The sequence below is a fragment of the Streptomyces griseoluteus genome (assembly GCF_004784465.1).
GTDB lineage: Bacteria > Actinomycetota > Actinomycetes > Streptomycetales > Streptomycetaceae > Streptomyces > Streptomyces griseoluteus.
On record NZ_SRRU01000014.1, the window covers coordinates 1 to 23,076 of the forward strand.

Genomic DNA, 23,076 nt, shown 5'->3' on the forward strand with positions numbered 1-23,076 from the left:
AACACCGAGCGGACCCAAGCCCTGGCAGACTTCCTCCACACCTACAACCACCATCGCTGCCACACCGCACTGGGCGGACACCCGCCCATCAGCCGCGTCAACAACGCTGCGAGTCAATACACCTAGGGCGTCGCCGCCTGTGCGATCAAGTCCTCCGACTCGCCTGACTCCGTCGGCCTGCTCGCCAGGGTGAAGACGATGCGGGTGCCCTCGGTGTGGGTGAGGTCCACCGCGATGGTGCCGCCGTGGAATTCGACGATCTTCTTGCACATCGCGAGGCCGATGCCGCTGCCCTTGTAGTGGTCCTTGGTGTGGAGGCGCTGGAAGATGACGAAGACCTTCTCGGCGTACTCGGGAGCGATGCCGATGCCGTTGTCGGTGACGGCGAAGCGCCAGAAGTCGCCGTCCTGTTCGGCGGAGATGTGGATGACCGGGGTCTCGCCGGGGCGACGGAACTTGATGGCGTTGCCGATCAGGTTCTGCCAGAGCATGCCCATCTGCGTGGAGTCGGCGACGAGTGTGGGGAGTTCGTCACGGGTGATCACCGCTCCCGACTCCTCGATGCTGACGCTGATCGCGGTGAGGGTCCGCTTCATGACCGTGTTCAGATCGACGCTCTGGTGGGTGTTGTGGACGCGGCCCACGCGGGAGAACTCGAGCAGGTCATTGATGAGGGCCTGCATGCGGTTCGCGCCGTCGACGGCGAAGTCGATGTACTGGTCCGCCCGTTCGTCGAGCTGACCGCCGTACCGCCGCTGGAGCAGCTGCGTGAAGCTGGACACCTTCCGCAGCGGCTCCTGAAGGTCGTGCGAGGCGACGTACGCGAACTGCTCCAGCTCCGCGTTGGACCGCTTGAGGTCGGCGGACTGCTCGTCCAGGCGCAGCCGGGCCTCCTCACTGAAGTCCAGCGCCCTCAGCAGCCGCCTGCGCATGGCCTCGATCTCGTCGCTCAACTGCCGCAGGTCGGCGGGGCCGGTCTGAGTGATCGGGTGGCGGAAGTCGCCCTCCGTGATGGTCCGGGCGTCCGCGCCGATCCGCTCCAACGGCCCGGTGACACCCCGGCGCAGCGCCTCGGAGACGATCACCGCGAGGGCCATGATGACCGCCGCGATGGCAGTGAAGATCCAGTTCCGCAGGCGCATCGTGGCGGACAGGTCCGCCCTGGCCGACGCGCGCTCGGCGCGCAGCCGTTCCTGCTGGGTGGCCATGGCGGCGCGCGTGGCGTCGAAGGCCGTCCTGCCCTTGTCCGCGTTCTCGGTGGCCAGAAGAGAGGGCTTGCCGGACGGTGAGGCCGCGACCGGCCGCGCGATCTGCGCCTGCCACGTCTCGATACTGTCCTCCACGACCTTGAGGTCGCGCAGGCGGGCGGGGTTGTCCCGGAGGAGGTCCGACAGTTTCTTCGTGTACACCTTCTGCTGGCTGAGCCCCTGCCGGTACGGGTCCAGGAAATCGGGGGTGCCGGTGAGTCCGTAACCCCGGATGCCGGTCTCCTGGTTGAGCAGCGCCGACTCCAGCCGGATCGAGGTCATCAGCGCGGGGGACTTCACGTCCACGAGGTTGTCGCTGATCGCTGCGGTCCGCCCGAGCGCCCAGGCGCCGGTCGCCCCCAGGAGCACCAGGACGGACATCGCTACGGTGAGCCCGACGCGAAGCCAGCGCCGAGTCGTCCACCGGGACAGCTCCCGCGCGTGCGGCGGCTTCTCAACGACGGTCATCCTCTGTTCTCCTCCGCGGTGACGGCCGCGATCACAGCGGCGCAGGCATACCCTAAGCGACGACGACAACCGTTGTTGTCGCGGGCGATCCCGAGGGCTTACGCTCCTGGTCATGCCTGGCAAGAACTTCGTCGTGCCGACCGCCCCGGAGGAGATGGCCGCCCTCGCGGACGCCGCGGTCGACGAAGTCGCGCGGCGCATCGTCCATGAGGTCACGGCGCCAAGTGGTCGTGTTCCCTCGCCGGACGATCCCATGCACGCGCTGACCCGGCTGCACGTACTGACGCATCTCCAGCGGGCCGCCGAACGCCTCCAGCGTGCGGCGGCCGTGGAGGCCGCCCGCGCGGGTGCCGGCTACCCCCAGCTCGGCGAGGCCAGCGACATGACGCGCCAGGGCGCCCGGCGCCGCTGGCCGGGACTCTTCACCCACTCCAATGAAGCACCCACGGAGCATCCGATGATGACCACCCCCACCCGCCCCTTCGACGTCCTGCTCGTCGAGGACGACGTCGCGGACGCCCTCCTCATCGAGGAGGCCCTCTCCGAGCGCGGTGCCCGGAACCTGGTCCAGGTCACCGACGGAGTCGCCGCGCTGGAGCACCTGCGCGCCCCGGACAGCGCGCGTCCCGACCTCATCGTGCTCGACCTCAACATGCCCCGCATGAACGGCCGCGAGCTGCTTCAGATCCTCAAGGCCGACAAGGAGCTCCAGACCATCCCCGTCGTCGTCCTCACCACCTCCTCCGCCCCCGACGACGTCACCGGCGCCTACCAGGGCCACGCCAACGCCTACGTCACCAAGCCCGTCAACCTCGCCGAATTCGAACAGGCCGTCCAGAGCATCGACGCCTTCTACCTCGAAACGGCAACCCGCCCGCCGCGCGCCTGAGCCATCGTGGAGCACGGTCGTACGGACCCCGCCGGCCCGTACGACCGCACCGCCTTCACTCGCGCCGGCGCCTGAACGCGAACGCCCGGACGGAGTCCTGACCACTCAACCGGAGCGGGGGAGTGGTACCTCCCTTGATCACCTCGGTGCCGACGCTCGTGGCGGTGGCCACGCCGGCCGAATAGGCGACAGCGAGCACCTCGGCCAGCACGCTGTTGACTCCGGCCTCCGGAAGGGGTGTCAGCGAGTGAAAGACCTCCTGCCCGTAGGGCTCCAGCCAGTCCCGGTCAGCGACGACGACCAGCCAGTCCCCCTCACACTGCACCCGCACGTTCTGCGCGCCGAGGACCAGGGCCTCGGCGGCGATCATTCCCGCCAGCTCGACGGCGTCGTAGGCACCTGAGCGGAAGAACCGGCGTTCATTGCGACGCAGGTAGTCCATAACGTCGGGTCGAGTGATGTCGTCAGGGTGATACGTCACTCTCTCAGCCTGGCAGGATGACCGCATGGAACGTGTACTTGGAATCGGCGGCTGCTTCCTGCGGGCCGCCGATCCGGTGGCCCTGAACGCTTGGTACCGGGACTGCCTGGGTCTTGAGGCCGATGAGCACGGCCTGTGGCAGCAGGGGACCGGACCGACCGTGTTCGCGACCTTCGACTCCGGAACCGACTACTTCGGCTCCCGAACACAGCGGACCATGCTCAACTTCCGCGTCGCCGACCTGGACGCGATGCTCGCGCAACTCCGCGCCAAGGGGGCCGACGTCGCCGAGGAGACCCAGGACATGGAGGGCGTCGGCCGTTTCGGATGGGTGACCGATCCGGAGGGCAACCGCGTCGAGTTGTGGCAGCCCGCCTGACGGCGGGTCCGTCAGTCCAGGGCCACGTTCTTCGTCTCCGGGGCCCACGCCACCGACGCCGCCAGACCGATCGCCAGGACCACGGTCAGGGCCAGCATGGTGGGGGAGAAGCCGATGTGGTCGAGGCTGAGCGGGAGGAGGAAGGTGCCGATCGCGGAGCCGATGCGGCTCATGCCGTTGAGCAGGCCGACGCCGGAGCTGCGGAGGTCGGTGGGGAAGAGCTCGGCGGGGTAGACCTGGTCGAGGTTGACGGCCGCCGACATGGTGAAGGTGAAGACCAGGAACAGCGGGAAGAGCAGAGCCTTCGGCGCGTCGGGCCAGATCGCCATGGGGGCGAGGGCGGCGATGAGGACGACGAAGGACCAGATCGTCAGCCCGCGCCGGGTCATCTTCGCCACGAACCACAGCCCCGCCACACTGCCGCCCAGCAGGAACAGGTTCAGGATGCCGTCGCTGGTGGTGTCCTCCTCGCCGACCCCGATCTTGGCCAGCACCAGCGGCAGGAACGTATAGATGGCGAAGTACGGCACCACCTGGGCGTTGTAGAAGATGACGCCGAACGCCGTGCGCCGCCAGTACTCGGGGCCGAACAGGTCCCGGTAGCGCGCCCGGGGGCGCTCGGCCGCGGCGCGCGCGACACGGGCCAGCGAGGCGACCTCGTCCTCCTTGCCCCCGAGCCGGCGCACCACGGCCCGCGCCTGCTCCAGGTGCCCGCGCGCGACGAGCCAGCGCGGGGACTCCGGCACACCGAGCCGCAGCAGCACCACCGCCAGCGCCGGCAGACTGCTGGACGCGAGCAGCCACCGCCATGCCTCGCCGCCGAGGCCGACCACCCAGTTGCCGAGGAAGAACGCCACCACGTACCCCACCGTCCACATGACGGTCAGGGAGGCGAGCAGCCCGCCCCGGTAGCGGCGCGGTACGAACTCGGCGACCAGTGTCGGGCCCAGCGCGTAGTCGGCGCCGATGCCGATACCGATCAGCAGACGCAGTACGAACAACTGGGCGGGGCCGGTGACGAAGAACTCGGCGGCCGACGCGACCGAGATGAGCAGGAAGTTGTACGTGTAAAGGCGCTGGCGGCCGATCCGGTCGGCGCCCCAGCCGACGACCACGCTGCCGAGGAAGATGCCGATCAGCGCCGCCGCGCCGAGCAGCCCCTCCCACACGGAGCCGAATCCCAGCTGCCGGGCGATCAACGGCAGCGCGATGCTGATGATGCCGAGTTCATAGCCGTCGGAGTAATTGGCGCAGAACGTCAGCGCCGTGATGCGCAGATGGAAGCGGTTGAGGGGAGCGTCGTCGAACGCGGTCGCCGCCTCGTCGCCCCCCGAGGGTCCGGGGTTGTCACTCCCGGAGGAAGAGGTCTTGCTCTGCGGCATAGTCTTCGAAACCTTCCAGTCGTTGCCGGGCCGAGGCACCGGCCGCGTCGGCCATCGCCTCCACCAGCGCCACGGTCAGCGAGACGACCGCGGCGTGCGAGTCGAACACGAACTCGGAGGCGACTCCCGCGCTCAGCACGTCGTCGGCGAGCGGGGTGAGCGCCGTGACGAGCCGGTCCGTGATCACAAGCGTGTGCAGGCCCAGGGTGCGAGCCTGTTGGAGCGCGGCCGCGCACTCCCGCGGGTAGCGGGGGAGTGCGACCATCACCAGTGTTCGGGCGCCACACCGGTGGGCGTGCCTCAGTTGGTCGCCGAACACACTGCCCGAGTCGGTCAGCAGCCGGACGTCCGGATGGATCTTGGTGGCAAGGTAGGCGAACGAGGCGGCCTGCGCGGCGGACACGCGGTACCCCACGACGACCAGCGGCACGGACGCCATCAGCCGCTCGGCGACCGCCCGCAACCGCGTCTCGTCGGCGAGCTGGGCGCGCAGCGCGGCGAGGTTGCGCAAGTCGGCGTCGACGGCGGCCTGGAACTTGTTGCCGCCGCGCTCCAGCACCGGCTCGGTGGTCGCGTCGCGCAGATAACGCCGGAACTCCGCGTACCCCTCGAAGCCGAGCAGGGCGACGAAACGGGTCACCGACGGCTGGCTCACCTGAGCGTGCTCGGCCAGCTCGGCGCTGGTCAGCGCGGCAGCGTCGCGCGGGCGCTCGGCCAGATAGCTGGCGATGCGCCGTTGCGCGGGCGTGAGCCGGTGCGCCGTGAGCAGCTCGTGCAGCGACCGGGGCACCAGGTTCTCCTTCTCGCCTTCTCGCCGGCGGGGTTCTTGCCAGCACGATGAATCAAGAGTTACATGCTATTCGCAGTAATGAATGAACTCTTGTCAAGAGGGGTGGCGATGACCGACTCCAGCCGCATCCTGATCAGCGGCGCCGGACTGAGGTGCGCCGACGTGGTCCGCGTGGCCCGGCGCAGCGCGTGGCCGAAGCTGGCCCCCGACGCGCTGACCAGGGCGGAACAGAGTTACGAACTGGCCGTGGAGCTGGGGGCGAAGGGCGCTGTGTACGGCCGGACCACCGGTGTCGGCGCCAACCGCCACATCGTCGTCGACCCCGACGGCGCCGACCTGCACGGACTGCGCCTGCTGCGCAGCCACGCCGGCGGCACCGGCGCGCCGCTGCCCGACGACGCGGTGCGCGCGGTCATGGCCGTACGCCTCAACCAGCTCGCCGCCGCCGGCAGCGGGGTGCACCCCCGGCTGCTCCGGGCGCTCGAACAGGCCCTGCGGGTAGGTGCGTTGCCCCTTGTGCACACCCGGGGCGCGATCGGCACCGGCGACCTCACCGCGCTGGCCGAGATCGCGCTGACCCTCGCCGGTGAACTGCCCTGGGAGTCCGGCGGGATCGACCCCGTCGCGATCAGTCCCGGCGACGCGCTCGCCTTCATCTCCAGCAACGCCGCGACCCTCGCCGAGGCCGTACTCGCCTGGCACGACCTGTCCCGGCTGCTCGCGGCGAGCCATGTGGTGACCGCGCTGACCTTCTGCGCGCTGGGCGGCTCGGCGGAGGCGTACGACGAGCGCGTGCACGCCTCGCGGCCGCATCCCGGCGCCGTACGATGTGCCGCCGAGCTGCGCCGGCTGCTCACCTCGGGGGGCGACCTGCCACCCGGCCGGCGTCTCCAGGACCCGTTCGGCCTGCGGGCCTTCCCCCAGGTGCAGGGGCCCGCGCTGGAAGCCGCCGCGCGCGTGGAACAGGTGCTGGAGGTGGACATCAACGCGGCGGCGGAGAACCCGCTCATCGACACGGAGACCCAGCAGGCCTTCCACCACGGCCAGTTCTCCACCGCTCCCGTCGCGCTCGCCTTCGACTACCTGCGCGCCGCGCTCCACCACACGGCGGAGCTGTCCGCCGCCCGCCTCAGCGACCTCGTCGAACCCGACCTCAGCGGCCTGCCGCCCTTCCTCGCCGAGGGCCCGGCCGGCAGCTCCGGCGTCATGATCCTCGAGTACGTAGCCCACGACGCCCTCGGCACCCTCCGCCACGCCGCCTCCCCGGTCACCCTCGGCACCGCCGTCATCTCCCGCGGCCTGGAGGACCACGCCAGCTTCTCCACCCACGCGGTCCGCAGCACGGTCGCGGCGACGGCGGCCTACCGCAGCGTCCTGGCCTGCGAACTCCTGGGCGCGATACGCGCGTTGCGCATGTCCGACACGGAACTCCCCGACACCCCCCTCCGCCACGCCTTCGACCTGGCCTCGGCGGGCCTTCCGCATGTGGCCGAGGACCACCCGTTGAGCACGGAAATCCAGCAGGCGGAACGGCTGCTGGACCGGCTGGCGGTTCTGTGACTGCCGGACTGCTGAACCGGGCCCGTCGAGCACAGGCACTCGATCCGCGATGAGTTTCACTGGTCCCGCCAGTCTCACCACCGTTGTCGACCGTAGAGGAGGAGCTCGTGGGACAGCTGTTGCGGGTGCAGAACTTCAATGTTTCCAGTGATGGGATCGGGGCCGGGGAGGACCAGACGCTGGAGAGGCCGTTCGGACACGTCGATCCCGGCAGGCTGTTCGCGTGGGCCGGGGCCACGGCGAGTTGGCCGATGCGGACCGAGCCGGGTGGGAGCCGGGGGCTGGACGACTACCTCACGCGGGACTACGCGCGGAACATCGGCGCGGAGATCATGGGCCGGAACAAGTTCGGGCCGCATCGGGGCCCTTGGGAGGATCTGGAATGGGAGGGGTGGTGGGGTGACGAACCGCCTTTCCATACACCGGTGTTCGTGCTGACGCACCACAAGCGGCCCTCGATCACCCTGTCCGACACCACGTTCCACTTCGTCGAGGGGGAACCGGCCGAGGTGCTCGCGCAGGCCAAGGAGGCGGCGCAGGGGAAGGACGTACGCCTCGGGGGAGGGGCCACCACCATCCGGGAGTTCCTCGACGCCGACCTGGTCGACACCCTGCATGTGGTCGTCTCACCGGTGAAGTTCGGGTCGGGCGTACGGCTCTGGGACTCCCCGGACGACCTGCTCGACCGGTTCCACCGGGACGTCGTCCCCAGCCCGAGCGGAGTGACGCACCACCTGTTCTGGCGCAAGTGAACGGCGCTCAGGGCAGCTCCCGTACGGGGCTGCCCTGAGGTGGGGGGTGTCGTCCCCGCTCCTGGTCCGCTCCGGTCGCGTCACCTGGCGTGCCCTGGCGGCAGTTGGCGCCGGCGTCGGGCCGCTACGACTTCCCCTTCTTCTTCAGCACCGAAGGCTTGTGCACCGCGGTCCGCCCCGACTTGTCGCTGCGGACCTCGTACTGGGGGTCGTCGGGGGAGGCGTCGACCGTGCGGCCGGCGGCCTCGGTACGGTCGGTGATCTTCCTTTCGACCTTGCCGGTGGTCTCGGTGCCGTGGGTGCGCCAGGCGACCTTGTCACCCTTGGCGGGGCGGTCCTTGTCGGAGGCGTTCATGGGGGCTCCTGGATGAGGGGTCTCCTTCCACCCTGGCGGGACGCCGGCCCGTTCGCATCCGGGCGCGGGGTTGCGGGCGCGTCGCGGGGTACACGGTGGGGCGTAGGACCGTGGCCGATCAAGGAGGAAGTGGCGATGGACAGCGTGCGCGAGATCATGACGGGGAACCCCACGACGGTGGACGGCCGGGAGTCCGTCACGTCCGTGGCGCGGACGATGCGTGACGACGGGGTCGACGTCGTGCTCGTGGTGGAGGGCGGCGCGCTGCGGGGACTCGTCAGCGATCACGATCTCGTCGTACACGCGCTGGCCGAGGCCGCAGACGCCGAGAAGCTGACCGTGGCCGAGGTGGTGCGCGGGGGACTCGTCACCGTCGACATCGACGACGGCCTGGACAACGTCGCCCGGCTGATGGAGGAGAACTCGGTCCGGCAGGTCGCCGTCATCGAGAGTGGTACCCCGGTGGGCGTCGTCAACGCGAGCGACCCCCGCCTCCAGGGCCGCTCGGGCCGCATCGACTCTCCCACCCCGGAACACGCCCGCAAGTCACGCGGCGACAGCTAGGCGCTTCCCGGCGGCGAGCGGCACGCGCCCCGACCACGTCCCCGCTCGCCGCGCGTCCCCCCGCCCGCCCCCGTACATTGGGCCGGACACCGCTGGGAGGACTGTCATGCGGCACACCGTCACGGTCGCGGGCCCCGCGGCGCCCGAAGTGGTCTGGGAGCGGTACGCGCGATACGAGGAGTGGGCGCGGTGGGCACCGCACCTGCGCGCGGTCCGGACGGAGGGGGACGTCATCCGGCCGGGTGCCCGGGGTGAGGTCGAGGTCGCGGGATTCCTGCGCGGGCGGTTCGAGGTCACCGAGGTCGACGAGCCGGAGGGCGCCTGGGCCTGGAAGGTCGACTTCCTCGGCATCCCCGTACTGGTGGGACACACCATGCAGCCCCAGGGCACGGGCACCCGGGTCGCCGTCCACCTGACGGCACCCGCACCGGTGCCGCTGGTCTACGCACCCATGGTCGACTGGGCCCTGCACCGGCTGACCCGCGTCTGACTCACCGCCCGCGCCGCACCTGGGCCGCCCGCCGGGCCTCCGCCAGCTTGCGAGCCTCGCTCGTCTTGCGGGACGGCCGCCCCCCGGACGTGTCCTTGCTGGAGCCCATGCCGCGGAACGGCGCGTTGGTGTTCTTGGGGCGGGAGGACGGGCCGCCGTCGAGCGGGGTGCCGGAGGGCCTGCGGGCGCCGGTGATACGGGTGAGCGCGGCCTCACCGGAGCGCACCTTGGTGACCGTGGGCTCGATACCGGCCTCCGACGTCACCTTGCCCAGTTCGCGCCGCTGGCCCGACAGCACCAGTGTGACCACGCTGCCGGAGCCGCCGCCGCGCGCGGTGCGGCCGGCGCGGTGCAGGTAGTCCTTGGCGTCGGCGGGCGGGTCGACGTTGACCACGAGGTCGAGGTCGTCGATGTGGAGGCCGCGCGCCGCGACGTTGGTCGCCACCAGCGCGGTGATCTGCCCGTCCTTGAACTGCGCGAGGGTACGGGTGCGCTGCGGCTGGGACTTGCCGCTGTGCAGGGCCGCCGCGTGGACCCCGCTGGCCCGCAGGTGCCGGGTGAGCTGGTCGACGCCGTGCTTGGTGTCCAGGAACAGCAGCACCCGGCCGTCGCGCGCGGCGATCTCCGTGGTCACGGCGTACCGGTCCGGCCCGTGCACGACCAGGACGTGGTGGTCCATCGTCGTGACCGCGCCCGCCGAGGGGTCGACCGAGTGCGAGGCCGGGTCCTGGAGGTGGTCGCGGACCAGGCCGTCGACATCGCCGTCCAGGGTCGCGGAGAACAGCATGCGCTGACCCTCGGGCCGTACCTGCTCCAGCGCCTCGGTGACCTGCGGCAGGAAGCCCATGTCGCACATCTGGTCGGCCTCGTCGAGGACCGTGATCCCGACCCGGCCCAGACGGCACGCCTTGCGCTCGATGAGGTCGTGCAGCCGGCCGGGGGTGGCGACGACGACCTCGGCGCCGTCGCGCAGCGCGGCGATCTGGCGGCCGATGGACATGCCGCCGACCACCGCGGCCATCCGCAGCCCCAGCGCGCCGGCGTACGGGGTGAGCGCTTCGCACACCTGCTGGGCCAGCTCACGGGTGGGTACCAGGATCAGGGCCAGCGGCTGCTTGGACTCGGCCCGGCGGCCCGCCGTACGCGCGAGCAGCGGGAGGCCGAAGGCGAGGGTCTTGCCGGAGCCGGTGCGGGCGCGTCCCAGGATGTCGCGGCCGGCGAGGGCGTCGGGGATCGTGGCCGCCTGGATCGGGAAGGGCTCGCGCACGTCCAGTTCGGCGAGCTTGCGCTGCACCGCGGGCGGCAGGTCCAGGTCGGCGAAGGAGGTGACCGACGGCTGCGACTCGGCGGGGTCCGGGTGGTTCATGACAAGCCTTCCGCATGAGGGGAGGTACCGAGGAAGGCCCGGTAGGACGAGGTACGGCGACCGGACGGGCGGGATCACCGACCGTCACTACCGTGCAAAAGTTTCACGCTAACACAAGGCGCGTACCAGGGTCCGGTCGGCCTGATACCCCGATCCGCTCGGGCAGGAGCGGATCAGGGGGGCACGGCATAGTGGTATGAGCTGATGCAAAAGGCGCGTTCCGTGTACTCGTACCGGGGCGGTCGACGGGAAGGCGACAGGTATGGCTGCCAAGGACTCGTGGGAGCACGGGCCCGGACAGGCCGAGGACCGGGCGGTCAGGGTGTCCGGCGGTCTGCTGGACCTGCTGCACGCCTCCGCCTTGGTCACGGACGCCGGGGGCCGCATCGTCCTGTGGAGCCCCGAGGCCGAGCAGTTGTTCGGCTACGACGCCACCGAGGCGCTCGGCAGGTCGATGGCCGAGCTGGTGGCGTGTCCCGGGGACGCGCAGCGCATCCGCGAGCTGTTCCGGCAGGCCCAGGTCGGCACCAGCTTCGCGGGGGTGTTCCTCGCCCGGTGCAAGGACGGTTCGACCCGTTCGGTGGAATACCGCAAGGGCCGTCTGCACGACCCCGCGGGAAACGTGCTCGGGCTGACGCTCGCCGCCGACGTGGACACCGTGCGCCGGGTGGAGAGCGACCTCGCCCTGTCCGAACTGCTGATCAACCAGTCACCGGTCGGCCTCGCCGTCTTCGACACCGAGCTGCGCTGGATTCGTATCAATGACGCTTTGAGCACCGCCAACGGGGTGACCGAGGAGGACGTGGTCGGGCGCCGGCTCGAGGACACGCTGCCGGGCGTGGACACACAGGCCATCGAGGCGGCGATGCGGCGCGTGCTGCGCACCGGCGAGCCGATCCTCGACCACCGCACCATCGGCCGTGTCCCGGCCGACCCGGACCACGACCACGCCTGGTCGGAGTCGTACTACCGGATCGAGGACCGGCGCGGGAAGGTGCTGGGCGTCGCGGTGTCCGTCGTGGACGTCACCGCCCGCCACCTCGCCGCGGCCGAGATCGCGGCCGCGCACCGGCACCTGGCGACCCTCTCCGAGGCCAGCGCCGACATCGGGAGCACGCTGGACCTGCGGCAGACGGCGGGCGAGCTGGCCGCGGCCGTCGTGCCCCGGTTCGCGGACCTGGCCACGGTCGACCTGCTGGAGTCCGTCGCCACCGGGCGGCGCACCGCGCCGGGCGACCAGGCCCGGTTCGTCGCCGTCGCCGTCGCCCCCGCCGACCCGGACGACGACCTGGGCGGCGCCGCGCTGTGGGACGACCTCGACACCGAGGAACCGGCCCCACTGATGCGGCGCAGTGTCCGGGAGGGCACCCCGGCGATGATCCCCCGCGTGGACTCCGCCGCGCTGCGCCGGATCTCGGGCGACGAGCAGGCCGTCGCGGCGCTCCGCAAGGCAGGCGTGCGCAGCTACCTGGTGGCGCCCCTGGTCGCGAGGGGCACCGTGCTGGGCGTGCTCAGCCTGTACCGCACGGGCACCGCCCGCCCCTTCGACAGCCGTGACCTGCAGATGGTGTGCGAGATCGTCGGGCGGGCCGCCATCAGTGTGGACAACGCCCTCCTGTACGGCCGCGAGCGGGACACCGCGCTCACCCTCCAGCGCAGCCTGCTCCCGCAGACCCCGCCCGACCAGCCGGAGGGGCTGGAGATCGCGGTCGGCTACCGTCCCGCGGGCAGCGGCACCGAGGTCGGCGGCGACTGGTACGACGTGCTGCCGCTCAGCGACGGCAAGGTGGGCCTGGTGGTCGGCGACGTGATGGGCAGCGGTGTCCGGGCCGCCGCCATCATGGGCCAACTGCGCACGACCACGCGGGCGCTGGCCCGCCTCGACCTGCCGCCCGCCGAACTGCTCGGCCACCTGGACGAGACCGCCGCCACCCTCAGCGAATCCTTCGCCACGTGTGTCTACGCGGTCTGTGACCCCAGGCGCGGCACCTGCACCTTCTCCAGCGCGGGCCACCTCCCGCCGGTTCTCGTCCACCCGGACCACGAGGCCACGCTCCTCACCGTCCCGACCGCCGCACCCCTGGGCGTCGGCGGAGTGCCCTTCGGCACGCTGGAGGTCAAACTCCCCGAGGGTTCGCTGCTCGCCCTCTACACCGACGGCCTGGTGGAGACCCGGTACGACGCCATCGACGTCGGACTCCACGCCCTCTCCCGCACGCTGGAGAACGCGACCGGCTCCCTCCAGCAGACCTGCGACAGCCTCCTCGACACGGTCGACCGCACGTCGGCGGACGACGTCGCGCTGCTGCTGGCGCGGTTCGGCGGGGCGTAGTTCCGCACACGGAGGCCGGGCACGCCAACCGCTGGCGTGCCCGGCCGAGTTGGTCAGGAGCGGGGGGTGTCCGCGCCCTTCAGGCCGAAGATGTCGACGGCGTGGTAGTAGGTCCAGGCCGTGGAGTCGCAGGAGGTCCTGGTGGCACCGGAGTAGTTGTTGCAGACGCGCTTGAGGTCCTCGTAGAAGGCGGAGTCGATACGGGACTTGTTCGCGGAGAAGGTGCCGGCGGCCTTGTAGTTGCGGTAGCCGAAGTCGTGGCGGGCGCACGCGGTCTGGAAGGGGAAGCCGAAGGGGTTGTCGGGGGAGGAGCTGCAGTAGTCCGTCGACCAGTCGAAGCCGTAGGCGGCCCAGGCGCCCTGGTTGCCCCGCGCGGAGACCCAGGCGTTGTAGCTGGCGGCGCTGGTCTGGGTCCAGGAGCTGAGCACCTGGGGCTTGTCGGCGGGCGCCGCCGAGGCGTCACTGGCGAGACCCAGCACCGCGGGGAGTGCCAGAGCGGCACCGGCGGCGGCGAGGGAGACGGCGTGGGGACGGCGCATGGAAGACCTCCGAGTGTGGGGCCTGGCAGACCTCGCGGGGTTCGCGAGGCGGGGTCAGCTTGGACCACCACTCGGCGACCTGAACAGTCCATGTCAAAAAATTTCTCGCGTGAATTCAACAGATCGTCAGCCCGAACCGGGCTCAACTCGGCCAATCGGGCGCGTGAGTCAAGTAAGCGCTCGAACAAGCAAGTTGACGCTTCGTCATGTAATGCTCGGCGTTGGCCCCCTCGCCCGGTCGCGGGGCGACGACGGACCGCGGGGCAGCCGGGTCCAGCCGGGTCGGGAGGACGTCGTCCGGCTCGACGGCACCCGTCTCCGGATCGGGGCGGAGTCTGGGTAGCGTGGACGCCTGGACAGGCGAAACGGAAAAGAGGTGACCCGTTGAGGATCTCCGTCTCCTCCGACATGGACGAACCGGTGGCCCGTCTGCTCGTGGCCGAACTGCGCGAGCGGGGTCACGAGGTGCGCGCGCACGGCGCGCTGCGGGCCGGGGCCGACCCTCAGTGGGCGGTGTGCTCCGAGGCCGCCGCGCGGGAGGTCGCCGAGGGCGCGGCCGAGCAGGCGGTCGTGTGCTGCTGGACCGGCACCGGCGCCTCGATCGCCGCGAACAAGGTGCCGGGGGTGCGCGCCGCGCTCTGCGCCGACGCCGCCACGGCGGAGGGCGCGCGCCGCTGGAACGACGCCAATGTCCTCGCCCTCAGCCTGCGCCTCACTTCAGAGCCGCTGCTGAAGGAGATCCTCGATGCATGGTTCGCGGCCGCACCCAGCCAGGACGAGGAGGACCGCCGCAACGTGGCCCACGTCGAAGCACTCGACGCGCGGCCACGCTGAGACGGTCCCCGCAGGAAGGGTTCCGAGTCAGTGGGCGCCCAGACCGCCCCCGCCGAAGGAGCCGCTGGACCCCTTGCTCCAGCGCGGCCGGTCCTTTTTCTCACTGCTCCTGGTGTGCATGTTGTGGAGTTCGTACGGGGTGAGCGCGCGCCCGCCCTTGGGGGTATGCGGGATCTCGTCGGGTTCCCGGTTCTCCTGTATCTCCCGAGTCACGCCCTCCGGAGGAAGGTGCGGCTGTTCCTCGGCGCTGGGGCGGGGCGGCTCCCTGTCCTTGATCCGGCTGTTGATCCAGAAGCCGCCCCCGAGCAGCGCCAGCACGCCGACGGCCACGACGAAGAGCACCAGGCTGATGAGCCCGCTCGGTGCCGCCAACTGTGTCATTGCGGTGTCCATAGCAGTGAAGTACCCCGTACAAACAGTACGAACCGGACACTTTGCGTGGCCATTCGTAGCAACCGGTGTTCCACCGACTTTTGACGCCCACCAGGCCGTCGCCCACGCGTTTACGCCGCCGCACCACGGCTACCCGCCCCCTGTGACACCTCCGCCCCACCCTTCACGAGAGCAGCTCTACCAGTTCCTGGAGGACCGGTTCGCCTGCGCCCAGGCTTGCTCCGACTGCGCGCGGGCCTGCGCGGTGCGCGCCAGCCTCGTCGGCTCGTACGGCACCGCCGGGCAGGAGCGCGCCCGGCGCCTCGGGATCATGTGCGCCGAGGTGTGCGACACCACCTGCCGCGCGCTCTCCGAGGAGGGCCGCGCGGACGGCGAGGGCACCGAGGACGAGATCAAACTCCAGCTCGAGTGGTGCCGCTCGCTCTGTGTCGAGGCGGCCGAGGCGTTCGACGGCCAGCCCGGCGCCGAGAACGCCGCCAACGCCTGCCGCACTTGCGCCCAGGCATGCACGGACTTCATGGCGGCCCTCGCCGCCTGACCCTGTCCGGGCGCGGAAGGTACGGCGTAGCCTGCGGGCATGGACGAGGCGCGCGCATGCGATCCGGGTCTGTTCACGCCGGCCTCGGTGACCTGGCAGCTCCACGGCGACCCGATGATGTGGATCGCCGGCATCCGCGCGCTCTACCTCCAGGCCCTGCATCCGCGCGCGGTGCGCGGTGTCCTGCAGAACTCCGACTTCCGTCGTGACGCCTGGGGCAGGCTGCTGCGCACCGCGGACTTCGTCGGCGTCACCACCTACGGCACCACCGAGGACGCCGAGCGCGCCGGGGAGCGCGTGCGCAAGATCCACAGCATGCTGACCGCGACCGACCCGGACACCGGTGAGCGCTACGGGGTCGGCGAGCCGGAGCTGCTGCTCTGGGTGCACTGCGCCGAGATCGGGTCCTACCTCCATGTCGTGCGCCGCTCCGGCTTTCCGCTCACCGGCGCTCAGGCCGACCGCTACCTCGCCGAGCACCGGGCGAGCGCCCGCCTGGTCGGCCTCGACCCGGCCAAGGTCCCCGCCGACCGGGCCGCACTCGACGCCTACTTCGAGAAGGTCCGCCCCGAGCTGGCCGCCGGAGCCGAGGCCCGCGAGGTCGACGACTTCCTGCGCCGCCCGCCGATCCACTCCCTCCTCGTCCCGGCCCGCGCCCTCCTCTGGCGCCACGTCGCCGGCCTCGCCTACGCCTCCCTCCCCGCCTGGGCCCACGACCTCTACGGCCGCCCCGCGCCCCCGCCCGCCACGGTCACCCGCCACCTGCGCACCACGGGCACCCTCCTGCGCGCGATCCCTGGCTCCCTGCGCCGCCGGACCCCACCCCGGCACCTGCTGCACGCGGTCGCCCGCCTGGGCCCCTCCGCCCGCCCCGACCCGGCGCGCGTGCCGCACTGACGCCATGATCGTCTTTCGCCGGACTCCGGTAAGAACACGGGAGTTGGCGGCGCCTGCTGCTCCAGCGTCTCTACCGGGCCGGCAGCTGCCTCTTCCCTCACGGCTACCTCGGGGGACAGCCGCCAGCGGCGCACCCCGGTGACACCCGTGCGCCGGTGCGCTTCCGCCCTCCGGGAGCGCACCGGCGCCCTCGCCACCCCCCCTACTCAGGAGCAGAGTTGCCCCCCACTGCCGCCGCCATCCCCCGCTTGTTCCGCCGCACCACCCTCCCCGCCGCCCTCCTGCTGCCCGCCGTTCTGCTCACCGGATGCCCCCTCGTCGACAGCGGCGGAAGCTGTGACGGCTCGGGCGCCGCGCGCAAGGACCTCGCCGCCCAGAAGGTGCTCTCCTCGCCGCCCGCCGGTGCCGCCGACCCCGCCAACTACCGTGGCGCGGGCGTCTCCACGGGCTGCGATGACGACAGCGCGGGCCCGGCCTGGCTGCACGCCGGCCGCGTCTACGCCTTCCCCGGCACCTGTCAGGCCGTCATCGACCACTACACCCGCACCGCCGCTGCCCAGGGCTGGCAGAGCGGACCCGCCCCGCAGGCCGGCGCCGCCTGCTGGACCCGGACCGACGACGGCCGCCACCTGGTGCTCGACGTCGACTTCCAGCTCGACTCCTGGTCCCCCGTCCCCGACCCCGGCAAGGGCATCGGCTACGAGGTCACGGTCGGCTCCAACGCCGACGGCAGCGCGGCGAACTGCACCGACTAGCCCTCTACCCCGCGAAGATCAACCGTGCTACCAAGAACCATGCCTGCACACGAGGGAACCCGGACGTACGACGCCGTCATCGTCGGCGGGGGACACAACGGCCTGGTCGCGGCCGCCTATCTGGCCCGCGCCGGGCGCTCGGTCCTGCTGCTGGAGCGGCTCGGGCACACCGGGGGCGCGGCGGTGTCCAGCCGGCCGTTCGCCGGGGTGGACGCCCGGCTGTCGCGGTACTCGTACCTCGTCAGCCTGCTGCCGGACAAGATCGTCCGTGAGCTCGGGCTGGACTTCCAGGTGCGGGGACGGACCATCTCCTCGTACACCCCCGTCGAGCGCGGCGGCCGGGCCACCGGGCTGCTCGTCGGGGGCGGCGAGGAGCGCACCCGGCGCGCCTTCGCCGAACTGACCGGCGACGAGCGCGAGTTCACCGCATGGCAGCGTTTCTACGGCATGACCGGAGAGGTCGCCCAGCGGGTCTTCCCGACCCTCACCGAACCGCTGCCCACCCGCGCCGCACTGCGCGCCCGCGTCGGTGACGAGCACGCCTGGCGGGCCCTGTTCGAGGAACCGGTCGGGGTCACCGTCGAGGAGCACTTCCGTGACGACCTGGTCCGCGGTGTCGTCCTCACCGACGCGCTGATCGGCACCTTCGCCGACGCCCATGATCCCTCCCTCGCCCAGAACCGCTGCTTCCTCTACCACGTCATCGGCGGCGGCACCGGCGCCTGGGACGTACCCGTCGGCGGTATGGGCGCCCTCACCGACGCCCTCGCGGACGCGGCCCGCGCGGCCGGAGCCGAGATCGTCACCGGGCACGAGGCCGTCCGCATCGACACCGACGGTCGCACCGCCGAGGTCACCTACCGCACCGGCGACGGCGAGGGCGTCGTTGCCGCCCGGCACGTCCTGGTCAACGCCTCCCCTCGCGAACTCGCCGCCCTCACCGGCGACCCGGCGCCCGAGCCCGCCGAGGGGGCCCAGCTCAAGGTGAACATGCTGCTCAAACGGCTGCCCCGGCTCAAGGACAGCTCCGTCGACCCGCGCGAGGCGTTCGCCGGCACCTTCCACATCGCCGAGGGCTATCAGCAGCTCGCCACCGCCCACGCCCAGGCGGCCGCCGGTGAACTCCCCGCCGCCCCGCCCTCGGAGATCTACTGCCACTCCCTGACCGACCCCACCATCCTCGGCCCCGACCTCGCCGAGCGCGGCTACCAGACCCTCACCCTCTTCGGCCTGCACACCCCCGCCCGCCTCTTCGCCCACGACAACGACGCCGTACGCGAGGAACTGCTGAAGTCCACCCTGGCCCAGCTCGACGCCCACCTCGCCGAACCCCTCGCGGACTGCCTGGCCACCGACGCCGACGGCCGCCCCTGCATCGAGGCGAAGACCCCGCTCGACCTCGACCGCGACCTCGGCCTGCCCGGCGGCAACATCTTCCACCGCCCCCTCGGCTGGCCCTACGGCGAGGAGGACACCGGCCGCTGGGGCGTGGAGACCCGGCACGCCAACGTCCTGCTGTGCGGCGCGGGCGCGGCGCGCGGCGGCGGGGTCAGCGGCGTGCCGGGACACAACGCGGCGATGGCCGTACTGGGGGAGTGACCCCGGCCGCCGAAGATCTTGACCTCGCCGGGCGGCGGCCCGAGGATCGGCTCTCATGACACAGGGACACGGCAGCACCGTCGACGGGGTGCTGCGCCGCAGCGCCCGCCGCACCCCGGCACGCGTGGCGCTGAAGTACGGCGACCGCACCTGGACCTACGCGGAACTGGACGACGCCGTCTCCCGCGCCGCCGCCTGGCTGCTGGCCCAGGGCCTGGACAAGGGCGACCGGGTCGCCGCCTACGGCCACAACTCGGACGCCTACCTCATCGCCTTCCTCGGCTGCGCCCGCGCGGGCCTCGTCCACGTCCCGGTCAACCAGAACCTCACCGGCGCCGACCTCGCCTATCTGCTCGACCAGTCCGGCAGTGCCCTCACCCTCACCGACCCGGCCCTCGCCGGCCGGCTCCCGGCCGGCACCCGCGCCCTCCCGCTGCGCGACACCGAGGACTCCCTGCTCACGGGACTGGCCGCCACCGATCCGTACGACGGGCCCGAGCCGCGCACCGAGGACCTCGTCCAACTGCTCTACACCTCCGGCACCACCGCGCTGCCCAAGGGGGCGATGATGACCCACCGGGCGCTGGTCCACGAGTACCTCAGCGCGATCACCGCCCTCGACCTGAGCGCCGGAGACCTGCCCGTGCACGCGCTGCCGCTCTACCACTCGGCGCAGATGCACGTCTTCCTGCTGCCGTACCTGGCGGTCGGCGCGACCAACACGATCCTCGACGCCCCCGACGGCGACCGCCTGCTCGACCTGATCGAAGCGGGCCGATGCGACAGCCTGTTCGCACCGCCCACCGTGTGGATCGCGCTCGCGGGCCGCCCCGACTTCCCCGACCGCGACCTCGGCGGCCTTCGCAAGGCGTACTACGGGGCCTCGGTCATGCCGGTGCCCGTACTCGAGAAACTGCGCGAACGGCTGCCCGGGCTCGCCTTCTACAACTGCTTCGGGCAGAGCGAGATCGGCCCGCTCGCCACCGTGCTCGCCCCCAGCGAGCACAAGGGGCGCCTGGACTCCTGCGGCCGCACCGTGCTGTTCGTGGACGCCCGCGTGGTCGACGAGGAGGGCGCGGAGGTGCCCGACGGCACCCCCGGCGAGATCGTCTACCGCTCGCCCCAGCTCTGTGAGGGCTACTGGGACAAGCCCGAGGAGACCGCCGACGCCTTCCGCGACGGCTGGTTCCACTCCGGCGACCTCGCGGTACGCGACGCCGACGGCTACTTCACGATCGTCGACCGGGTGAAGGACGTCATCAACTCCGGCGGAGTGCTGGTCGCCTCCCGCCAGGTCGAGGACGCCCTCTACACCCACGACGCGGTCGCCGAGGCCGCCGTGATCGGACTGCCGGACGAGCGCTGGATCGAGGCCGTCACCGCCGTCGTCGTGACCCGCGGCGAGGTCACCGAGGACGCGCTGATCGCCCACGTCCGCGAGCAGCTCCCGGCCTTCAAGGCCCCCAAGCGCGTGCACTTCCTGGACGGCCTCCCGCGCAACGCCAGCGGCAAGATCCTGAAAAGGGAGCTGCGCGACCGACTGGGCTAGCGGGGGCGGAGGTCCACGATGCGGCGGATCTTGCCCACCGAGCGCTCCAGCGACTCCGGCTCCACGATCTCCACGGACACCGACACCCCGATACCGTCCTTCGCCGCCGCCGCGATCGACCGGGCCGCCGCCTCCCGCACCTCCGGCGTGGCACCCGGACGCGCCTCAGCCCGTACGGTGAGCGCGTCCATGCGCCCCTCCCGCGTCAGCCGGAGCTGGAAGTGGGGCGCCACACCGGGGGTACGCAGGACCATCTCCTCGATCTGGGTGGGGAACAGATTGACCCCGCGCAGGATCACCATGTCGTCGCTGCGCCCGGTGATCTTCTCCATCCGCCGGAACACCCGCGCCGTCCCCGGCAGCAGCCGGGTCAGGTCCCGCGTGCGGTAGCGGACGATCGGCATGGCCTCCTTGGTGAGCGAGGTGAACACCAGCTCGCCCCGCTCGCCCTCCGGCAGCACCTCACCGGTGATCGGGTCCACCACCTCCGGGTAGAAGTGGTCCTCCCACACATGCAGACCGTCCTTGGTCTCCACGCACTCCTGCGCCACGCCCGGACCGATCACCTCCGAAAGACCGTAGATGTCCACGGCGTCGATGGCGAACCGCTCCTCTATCTCCCGCCGCATGCTCTCCGTCCACGGCTCCGCCCCGAACACCCCCACCCGCAGCGAGGTGGAGCGCGGGTCCACGCCCTGCCGCTCGAACTCGTCCAGCAGCGTCAGCATGTACGACGGGGTGACCATGATGACGCCGGGCCCGAGATCCTGGATCAGCCGCACCTGCCGGGACGTCATGCCCCCGGACGCGGGCACCACCGTGCACCCCAGCCGCTCGGCGCCATAGTGCGCGCCCAGTCCTCCGGTGAACAGTCCATAGCCGTAGGCCACATGGACGACGTCACCGGGCCGACCGCCCGCCGCCCGGATCGAGCGGGCCACCATGTCCGCCCACACCGAAAGGTCGTTGTCGGTGTAGCCCACCACCGTGGGCAGCCCCGTCGTCCCACTGGACGCGTGCAGTCGCCGCACCCGCTCGCGGGGCACCGCGAACATGCCGTACGGGTAGTTCGCCCGCAGGTCCGCCTTGGTGGTGAAGGGGAAGTGCGCGAGGTCCGCCAGCGAGCGGCAGTCCTCCGGGAGGACCCCCGCCTTGTCGAAGGACTCCCGGTAGAACGGCACATGGGTGTAGGCGTGCCGCAGCGAGGCGCGCAGCCGCTCCAGCTGGAGTGCCCGCAGCTCCTCGGGCCCCAGCCGCTCGCCCGCGTCCAGCAGCTCCGTCTCATCCGCCATCGGGGCATCCCTTCGCACACGACACACTTCACGACACGCAATACGGACGACCGATCATTCGGTCGATCCTGCCAGGTCAGTAATTCAGGCCGTCGGGCCCTGGGCAAGAGGCGGGCCGGGATTTTTCCGTGCGCGACCCGGCACCCGCGTACACCCAGCCGCCACAAGGTCCCCCTCACGTGGCCTGTGCGGCGTCCTGGCCGGTCGCTAGGCTGAGCCGCGGACGACGTAATGGGAGGAGCACGGACGTGGCCGAGAGCACCATCCAGCAGCAGTCGCTCACGGGCTGGGACAAGCCGGACCTGGATCTCAGCGGGGCCGAGTGGCAGTCCAGCAGCGGGGGCCGGGGCGATGTCCAGATCGCCTTCGTCGAGGGCTTCATCGCCATGCGCAACAGCCGGCGCCCCGAGAGCCCCTCCCTGATCTTCACCCCCGCCGAATGGGGCGCCTTCGTCCTGGGGGCCCGCGAGGGCGAGTTCGACCTCACCTGACGCGACCGGGCGGACCCGGCCGGAGCCGACCGGGGGTGTTCCGGCCGCGATTGCCCAACACGCGCCCCGCGCCGCCGCCACCCGCGCCCCGCCTGAGCGAGGCTGGCCCCGACTAAAGGCCCGCCCCGGCACGGGGAGGCCGCGTCCCGGGAGGTGAGGAACGATGAGCGCTGTGCCGGTCATCGCCGCGGTCGACGGTTCCGAGGACAGCCTGCGCGCCCTCGACTGGGCCCTGGCGGCCGCCCGCCGCCGCGTCGCCCCGCTGCGCGTGGTGCATGTCCGCCAGTACGCGGCCTGGGGCCAGGCCGACATCCTCGTCGCCGGCCCGCCCGACGACAGCGGTGACCCCGTTCTGGACGAGGTCCGCGACCGGCTCGCCGGCCTGCCCGACCTGCCCACCGTGGAGTACGTCGCCGTCGAGGGCGTGCCCGGCGCGGTGCTGCCCGAACTCGGCGCCGACGCCCAGTTGCTGGTCCTCGGCTCACGCGGCCGGGGCGGCTTCGCCAGTCTGCTGCTCGGCTCCAACTCCGTCGCCGCCGCCCGCGACACCCCCTGCCCGGTGGTCGTCGTCCCCCGCCCCGGCCGCGAGGTGCACGCGGAGCCCCCGGCCGAACCCGGACGCCGGGTCGTCGTCGGGCTCCACGTCGACAGCCCCGACGACGGTGTCCTCGGCTTCGCCTTCGCCGAGGCGTCGCTGCTCGGCGCGCGCCTCCAGGTGATCGCCGCCTACCCGTGGCCCGTACAGACGTGGTCCGCCCCCGGCCAGCTCGTCCCGCCGCCCATCGACCAGGTCGCCGTGGAGAGTGAGACCCGCGTCCTGGCCGAGGGCTTCCTCGGCCCGCTGCGCGCCCAGTACCCCGGTGTCGACGCGGAGGCCGAGGCGCTGCCGGGCGACGCCGCCGGACACCTGGTCGCCCTCTCGGCCGGCGCCGATCTGGTCGTCGTCGGCCGCCACCGGCGCCGGCTGCTCGCGCCCGCCCGCATGCTCGGCTCGGTCACCCAGGCCGTCCTGCTGCACGCGGCGAGCCCCGTCGCCGTCGTGCCCTCCAGCCCCGTCGAGGAATGAGCCCGCACCGGGGCATGCCGGGAGGGCTCCCGCACGCCGCCGGGCCCCTTCGGGCACGTACCATTGGC

General features: G+C 71.8%; 24 protein-coding genes and 1 pseudogene. 16 read left to right on the plus strand and 9 right to left on the minus strand.

The window, feature by feature from the left end:
* A pseudogene (locus tag E5082_RS29430) lies at positions 1-126 on the plus strand (IS481 family transposase); the annotation flags it as partial.
* On the opposite strand, the gene E5082_RS29435 reads toward E5082_RS29430, so the two are convergent.
* Positions 123-1,715, minus strand: coding sequence for a sensor histidine kinase (locus E5082_RS29435; protein WP_167514176.1), 1,593 nt, complete (start codon positions 1,713-1,715; stop codon positions 123-125). The pseudogene E5082_RS29430 and the gene E5082_RS29435 sit on opposite strands and share 4 nt — an antisense overlap.
* A 112-nt stretch (positions 1,716-1,827) precedes the next feature.
* Here E5082_RS29435 and E5082_RS29440 point away from each other — a divergent pair, with 112 nt between their 5' ends.
* Positions 1,828-2,604, plus strand: coding sequence for a response regulator (locus tag E5082_RS29440; RefSeq protein WP_135794297.1), 777 nt, complete (start codon positions 1,828-1,830; stop codon positions 2,602-2,604).
* A 55-nt stretch (positions 2,605-2,659) separates the two neighbouring features.
* Here E5082_RS29440 and E5082_RS29445 read toward each other — a convergent pair whose 3' ends face one another.
* A complete protein-coding gene (locus E5082_RS29445; protein ID WP_135794298.1) occupies positions 2,660-3,046 on the minus strand; it encodes a hypothetical protein in 387 nt (128 codons plus the stop codon).
* A 64-nt stretch (positions 3,047-3,110) separates the two neighbouring features.
* On the opposite strand from E5082_RS29445, the gene E5082_RS29450 reads away from it, so the two are divergent.
* Positions 3,111-3,464 (plus strand): VOC family protein, encoded by a 354-nt coding sequence (locus E5082_RS29450; RefSeq protein WP_135794299.1) that lies wholly within the window; start codon positions 3,111-3,113, stop codon positions 3,462-3,464.
* A gap of 11 nt (positions 3,465-3,475) precedes the next feature.
* Here E5082_RS29450 and E5082_RS29455 read toward each other — a convergent pair whose 3' ends face one another.
* A complete protein-coding gene (locus E5082_RS29455; protein WP_135794300.1) occupies positions 3,476-4,846 on the minus strand; it encodes an MFS transporter in 1,371 nt (456 codons plus the stop codon).
* Positions 4,812-5,636 carry a MurR/RpiR family transcriptional regulator gene (locus E5082_RS29460; protein ID WP_135794301.1) on the minus strand — a complete coding sequence of 275 codons (825 nt, stop codon included), beginning with the start codon at positions 5,634-5,636 and terminating at the stop codon, positions 4,812-4,814. The genes E5082_RS29455 and E5082_RS29460 overlap by 35 nt, the downstream gene beginning before the upstream one ends.
* 108 nt (positions 5,637-5,744) lie before the next feature.
* On the opposite strand from E5082_RS29460, the gene E5082_RS29465 reads away from it, so the two are divergent.
* Together E5082_RS29465 and E5082_RS29470 are read left to right on the plus strand one after the other, a co-directional pair.
* Positions 5,745-7,196: an aromatic amino acid ammonia-lyase gene (locus E5082_RS29465; RefSeq protein ID WP_135794302.1), complete on the plus strand. Its 1,452-nt coding sequence runs from the start codon at positions 5,745-5,747 to the stop codon at positions 7,194-7,196.
* Between the two features lie 107 nt (positions 7,197-7,303).
* Positions 7,304-7,948 carry a dihydrofolate reductase family protein gene (locus tag E5082_RS29470; protein WP_135794303.1) on the plus strand — a complete coding sequence of 215 codons (645 nt, stop codon included), beginning with the start codon at positions 7,304-7,306 and terminating at the stop codon, positions 7,946-7,948.
* A gap of 124 nt (positions 7,949-8,072) precedes the next feature.
* On the opposite strand, the gene E5082_RS29475 is transcribed toward E5082_RS29470, so the two are convergent.
* Positions 8,073-8,303, minus strand: a complete 231-nt coding sequence (locus E5082_RS29475; RefSeq protein ID WP_135794304.1) for a hypervirulence associated TUDOR domain-containing protein — start codon at positions 8,301-8,303, stop codon at positions 8,073-8,075.
* Between the two features lie 135 nt (positions 8,304-8,438).
* On the opposite strand from E5082_RS29475, the gene E5082_RS29480 reads away from it, so the two are divergent.
* Positions 8,439-8,867, plus strand: coding sequence for a CBS domain-containing protein (locus E5082_RS29480; RefSeq protein ID WP_167514177.1), 429 nt, complete (start codon positions 8,439-8,441; stop codon positions 8,865-8,867).
* 106 nt (positions 8,868-8,973) lie between these two features.
* The gene (locus E5082_RS29485; protein ID WP_135794306.1) at positions 8,974-9,357 is read left to right on the plus strand and encodes an SRPBCC family protein; all 384 of its coding nucleotides are present in this window, start codon (positions 8,974-8,976) and stop codon (positions 9,355-9,357) included.
* Position 9,358: 1 nt separating this feature from the next.
* Here the strand turns inward: E5082_RS29485 and E5082_RS29490 are convergent, their stop codons facing one another.
* Positions 9,359-10,723, minus strand: coding sequence for a DEAD/DEAH box helicase (locus E5082_RS29490; protein WP_135794307.1), 1,365 nt, complete (start codon positions 10,721-10,723; stop codon positions 9,359-9,361).
* Between the two features lie 262 nt (positions 10,724-10,985).
* Between E5082_RS29490 and E5082_RS29495 the strand changes: the two genes are divergently transcribed.
* Positions 10,986-13,055 carry a SpoIIE family protein phosphatase gene (locus E5082_RS29495; protein WP_135794308.1) on the plus strand — a complete coding sequence of 690 codons (2,070 nt, stop codon included), beginning with the start codon at positions 10,986-10,988 and terminating at the stop codon, positions 13,053-13,055.
* Positions 13,056-13,108: 53 nt separating this feature from the next.
* Here the strand turns inward: E5082_RS29495 and E5082_RS29500 are convergent, their stop codons facing one another.
* On the minus strand, positions 13,109-13,594 hold the full coding sequence (locus E5082_RS29500; protein ID WP_135794309.1) for a phospholipase: 486 nt from the start codon (positions 13,592-13,594) through the stop codon (positions 13,109-13,111).
* A gap of 384 nt (positions 13,595-13,978) precedes the next feature.
* On the opposite strand from E5082_RS29500, the gene E5082_RS29505 reads away from it, so the two are divergent.
* Positions 13,979-14,428 carry an RpiB/LacA/LacB family sugar-phosphate isomerase gene (locus E5082_RS29505; RefSeq protein WP_086693859.1) on the plus strand — a complete coding sequence of 150 codons (450 nt, stop codon included), beginning with the start codon at positions 13,979-13,981 and terminating at the stop codon, positions 14,426-14,428.
* A gap of 27 nt (positions 14,429-14,455) precedes the next feature.
* Here E5082_RS29505 and E5082_RS29510 read toward each other — a convergent pair whose 3' ends face one another.
* The gene (locus E5082_RS29510; protein ID WP_135794310.1) at positions 14,456-14,809 is read right to left on the minus strand and encodes a DUF6479 family protein; all 354 of its coding nucleotides are present in this window, start codon (positions 14,807-14,809) and stop codon (positions 14,456-14,458) included.
* A 154-nt stretch (positions 14,810-14,963) separates the two neighbouring features.
* Between E5082_RS29510 and E5082_RS29515 the strand changes: the two genes are divergently transcribed.
* From E5082_RS29515 to E5082_RS29535, 5 genes are all read left to right on the plus strand, one after another.
* Entirely contained in the window at positions 14,964-15,359 is a 396-nt protein-coding gene (locus E5082_RS29515; protein WP_135794311.1) for a four-helix bundle copper-binding protein, read from the plus strand.
* A 39-nt stretch (positions 15,360-15,398) separates the two neighbouring features.
* Complete coding sequence (locus tag E5082_RS29520; RefSeq protein ID WP_135794312.1) at positions 15,399-16,256, plus strand: oxygenase MpaB family protein; 858 nt, start codon at positions 15,399-15,401, stop codon at positions 16,254-16,256.
* 218 nt (positions 16,257-16,474) lie between these two features.
* Positions 16,475-17,011: a hypothetical protein gene (locus E5082_RS29525; protein ID WP_229919042.1), complete on the plus strand. Its 537-nt coding sequence runs from the start codon at positions 16,475-16,477 to the stop codon at positions 17,009-17,011.
* Between the two features lie 39 nt (positions 17,012-17,050).
* On the plus strand, positions 17,051-18,610 hold the full coding sequence (locus E5082_RS29530; RefSeq protein ID WP_135794313.1) for a phytoene desaturase family protein: 1,560 nt from the start codon (positions 17,051-17,053) through the stop codon (positions 18,608-18,610).
* A 55-nt stretch (positions 18,611-18,665) separates the two neighbouring features.
* Positions 18,666-20,159 (plus strand): acyl-CoA synthetase, encoded by a 1,494-nt coding sequence (locus tag E5082_RS29535; RefSeq protein ID WP_135794314.1) that lies wholly within the window; start codon positions 18,666-18,668, stop codon positions 20,157-20,159.
* Here E5082_RS29535 and paaK read toward each other — a convergent pair.
* Positions 20,156-21,451: a phenylacetate--CoA ligase PaaK gene (paaK, locus tag E5082_RS29540; RefSeq protein WP_135794315.1), complete on the minus strand. Its 1,296-nt coding sequence runs from the start codon at positions 21,449-21,451 to the stop codon at positions 20,156-20,158. The genes E5082_RS29535 and paaK overlap by 4 nt on opposite strands.
* A gap of 248 nt (positions 21,452-21,699) precedes the next feature.
* On the opposite strand from paaK, the gene E5082_RS29545 reads away from it, so the two are divergent.
* Both E5082_RS29545 and E5082_RS29550 read left to right on the plus strand, forming a co-directional pair.
* Positions 21,700-21,942 (plus strand): DUF397 domain-containing protein, encoded by a 243-nt coding sequence (locus E5082_RS29545; RefSeq protein WP_135786690.1) that lies wholly within the window; start codon positions 21,700-21,702, stop codon positions 21,940-21,942.
* Positions 21,943-22,105: 163 nt separating this feature from the next.
* Positions 22,106-23,008, plus strand: a complete 903-nt coding sequence (locus E5082_RS29550) for a universal stress protein (RefSeq protein WP_135794316.1) — start codon at positions 22,106-22,108, stop codon at positions 23,006-23,008.
* Positions 23,009-23,076 lie beyond the last annotated feature (68 nt).

Excerpts from the sequence above, each read along its gene's own strand:
- E5082_RS29480 (WP_167514177.1), top strand. The coding sequence starts at position 8,439 with ATGGACAGCGTGCGCGAGATCATGACGGGGAACCCCACGACGGTGGAC.
- E5082_RS29520 (WP_135794312.1), top strand. The coding sequence starts at position 15,399 with ATGGACGAGGCGCGCGCATGCGATCCGGGTCTGTTCACGCCGGCCTCG.
- E5082_RS29440 (WP_135794297.1), top strand. The coding sequence starts at position 1,828 with ATGCCTGGCAAGAACTTCGTCGTGCCGACCGCCCCGGAGGAGATGGCC.
- E5082_RS29465 (WP_135794302.1), top strand. The coding sequence starts at position 5,745 with ATGACCGACTCCAGCCGCATCCTGATCAGCGGCGCCGGACTGAGGTGC.
- E5082_RS29435 (WP_167514176.1), bottom strand. The coding sequence starts at position 1,715 with ATGACCGTCGTTGAGAAGCCGCCGCACGCGCGGGAGCTGTCCCGGTGG.
- E5082_RS29490 (WP_135794307.1), bottom strand. The coding sequence starts at position 10,723 with ATGAACCACCCGGACCCCGCCGAGTCGCAGCCGTCGGTCACCTCCTTC.
- E5082_RS29455 (WP_135794300.1), bottom strand. The coding sequence starts at position 4,846 with ATGCCGCAGAGCAAGACCTCTTCCTCCGGGAGTGACAACCCCGGACCC.
- E5082_RS29485 (WP_135794306.1), top strand. The coding sequence starts at position 8,974 with ATGCGGCACACCGTCACGGTCGCGGGCCCCGCGGCGCCCGAAGTGGTC.
- E5082_RS29510 (WP_135794310.1), bottom strand. The coding sequence starts at position 14,809 with ATGACACAGTTGGCGGCACCGAGCGGGCTCATCAGCCTGGTGCTCTTC.
- E5082_RS29495 (WP_135794308.1), top strand. The coding sequence starts at position 10,986 with ATGGCTGCCAAGGACTCGTGGGAGCACGGGCCCGGACAGGCCGAGGAC.
- E5082_RS29475 (WP_135794304.1), bottom strand. The coding sequence starts at position 8,303 with ATGAACGCCTCCGACAAGGACCGCCCCGCCAAGGGTGACAAGGTCGCC.
- E5082_RS29535 (WP_135794314.1), top strand. The coding sequence starts at position 18,666 with ATGACACAGGGACACGGCAGCACCGTCGACGGGGTGCTGCGCCGCAGC.
- E5082_RS29530 (WP_135794313.1), top strand. The coding sequence starts at position 17,051 with ATGCCTGCACACGAGGGAACCCGGACGTACGACGCCGTCATCGTCGGC.
- E5082_RS29445 (WP_135794298.1), bottom strand. The coding sequence starts at position 3,046 with ATGGACTACCTGCGTCGCAATGAACGCCGGTTCTTCCGCTCAGGTGCC.
- E5082_RS29500 (WP_135794309.1), bottom strand. The coding sequence starts at position 13,594 with ATGCGCCGTCCCCACGCCGTCTCCCTCGCCGCCGCCGGTGCCGCTCTG.
- paaK (WP_135794315.1), bottom strand. The coding sequence starts at position 21,451 with ATGGCGGATGAGACGGAGCTGCTGGACGCGGGCGAGCGGCTGGGGCCC.
- E5082_RS29450 (WP_135794299.1), top strand. The coding sequence starts at position 3,111 with ATGGAACGTGTACTTGGAATCGGCGGCTGCTTCCTGCGGGCCGCCGAT.
- E5082_RS29550 (WP_135794316.1), top strand. The coding sequence starts at position 22,106 with ATGAGCGCTGTGCCGGTCATCGCCGCGGTCGACGGTTCCGAGGACAGC.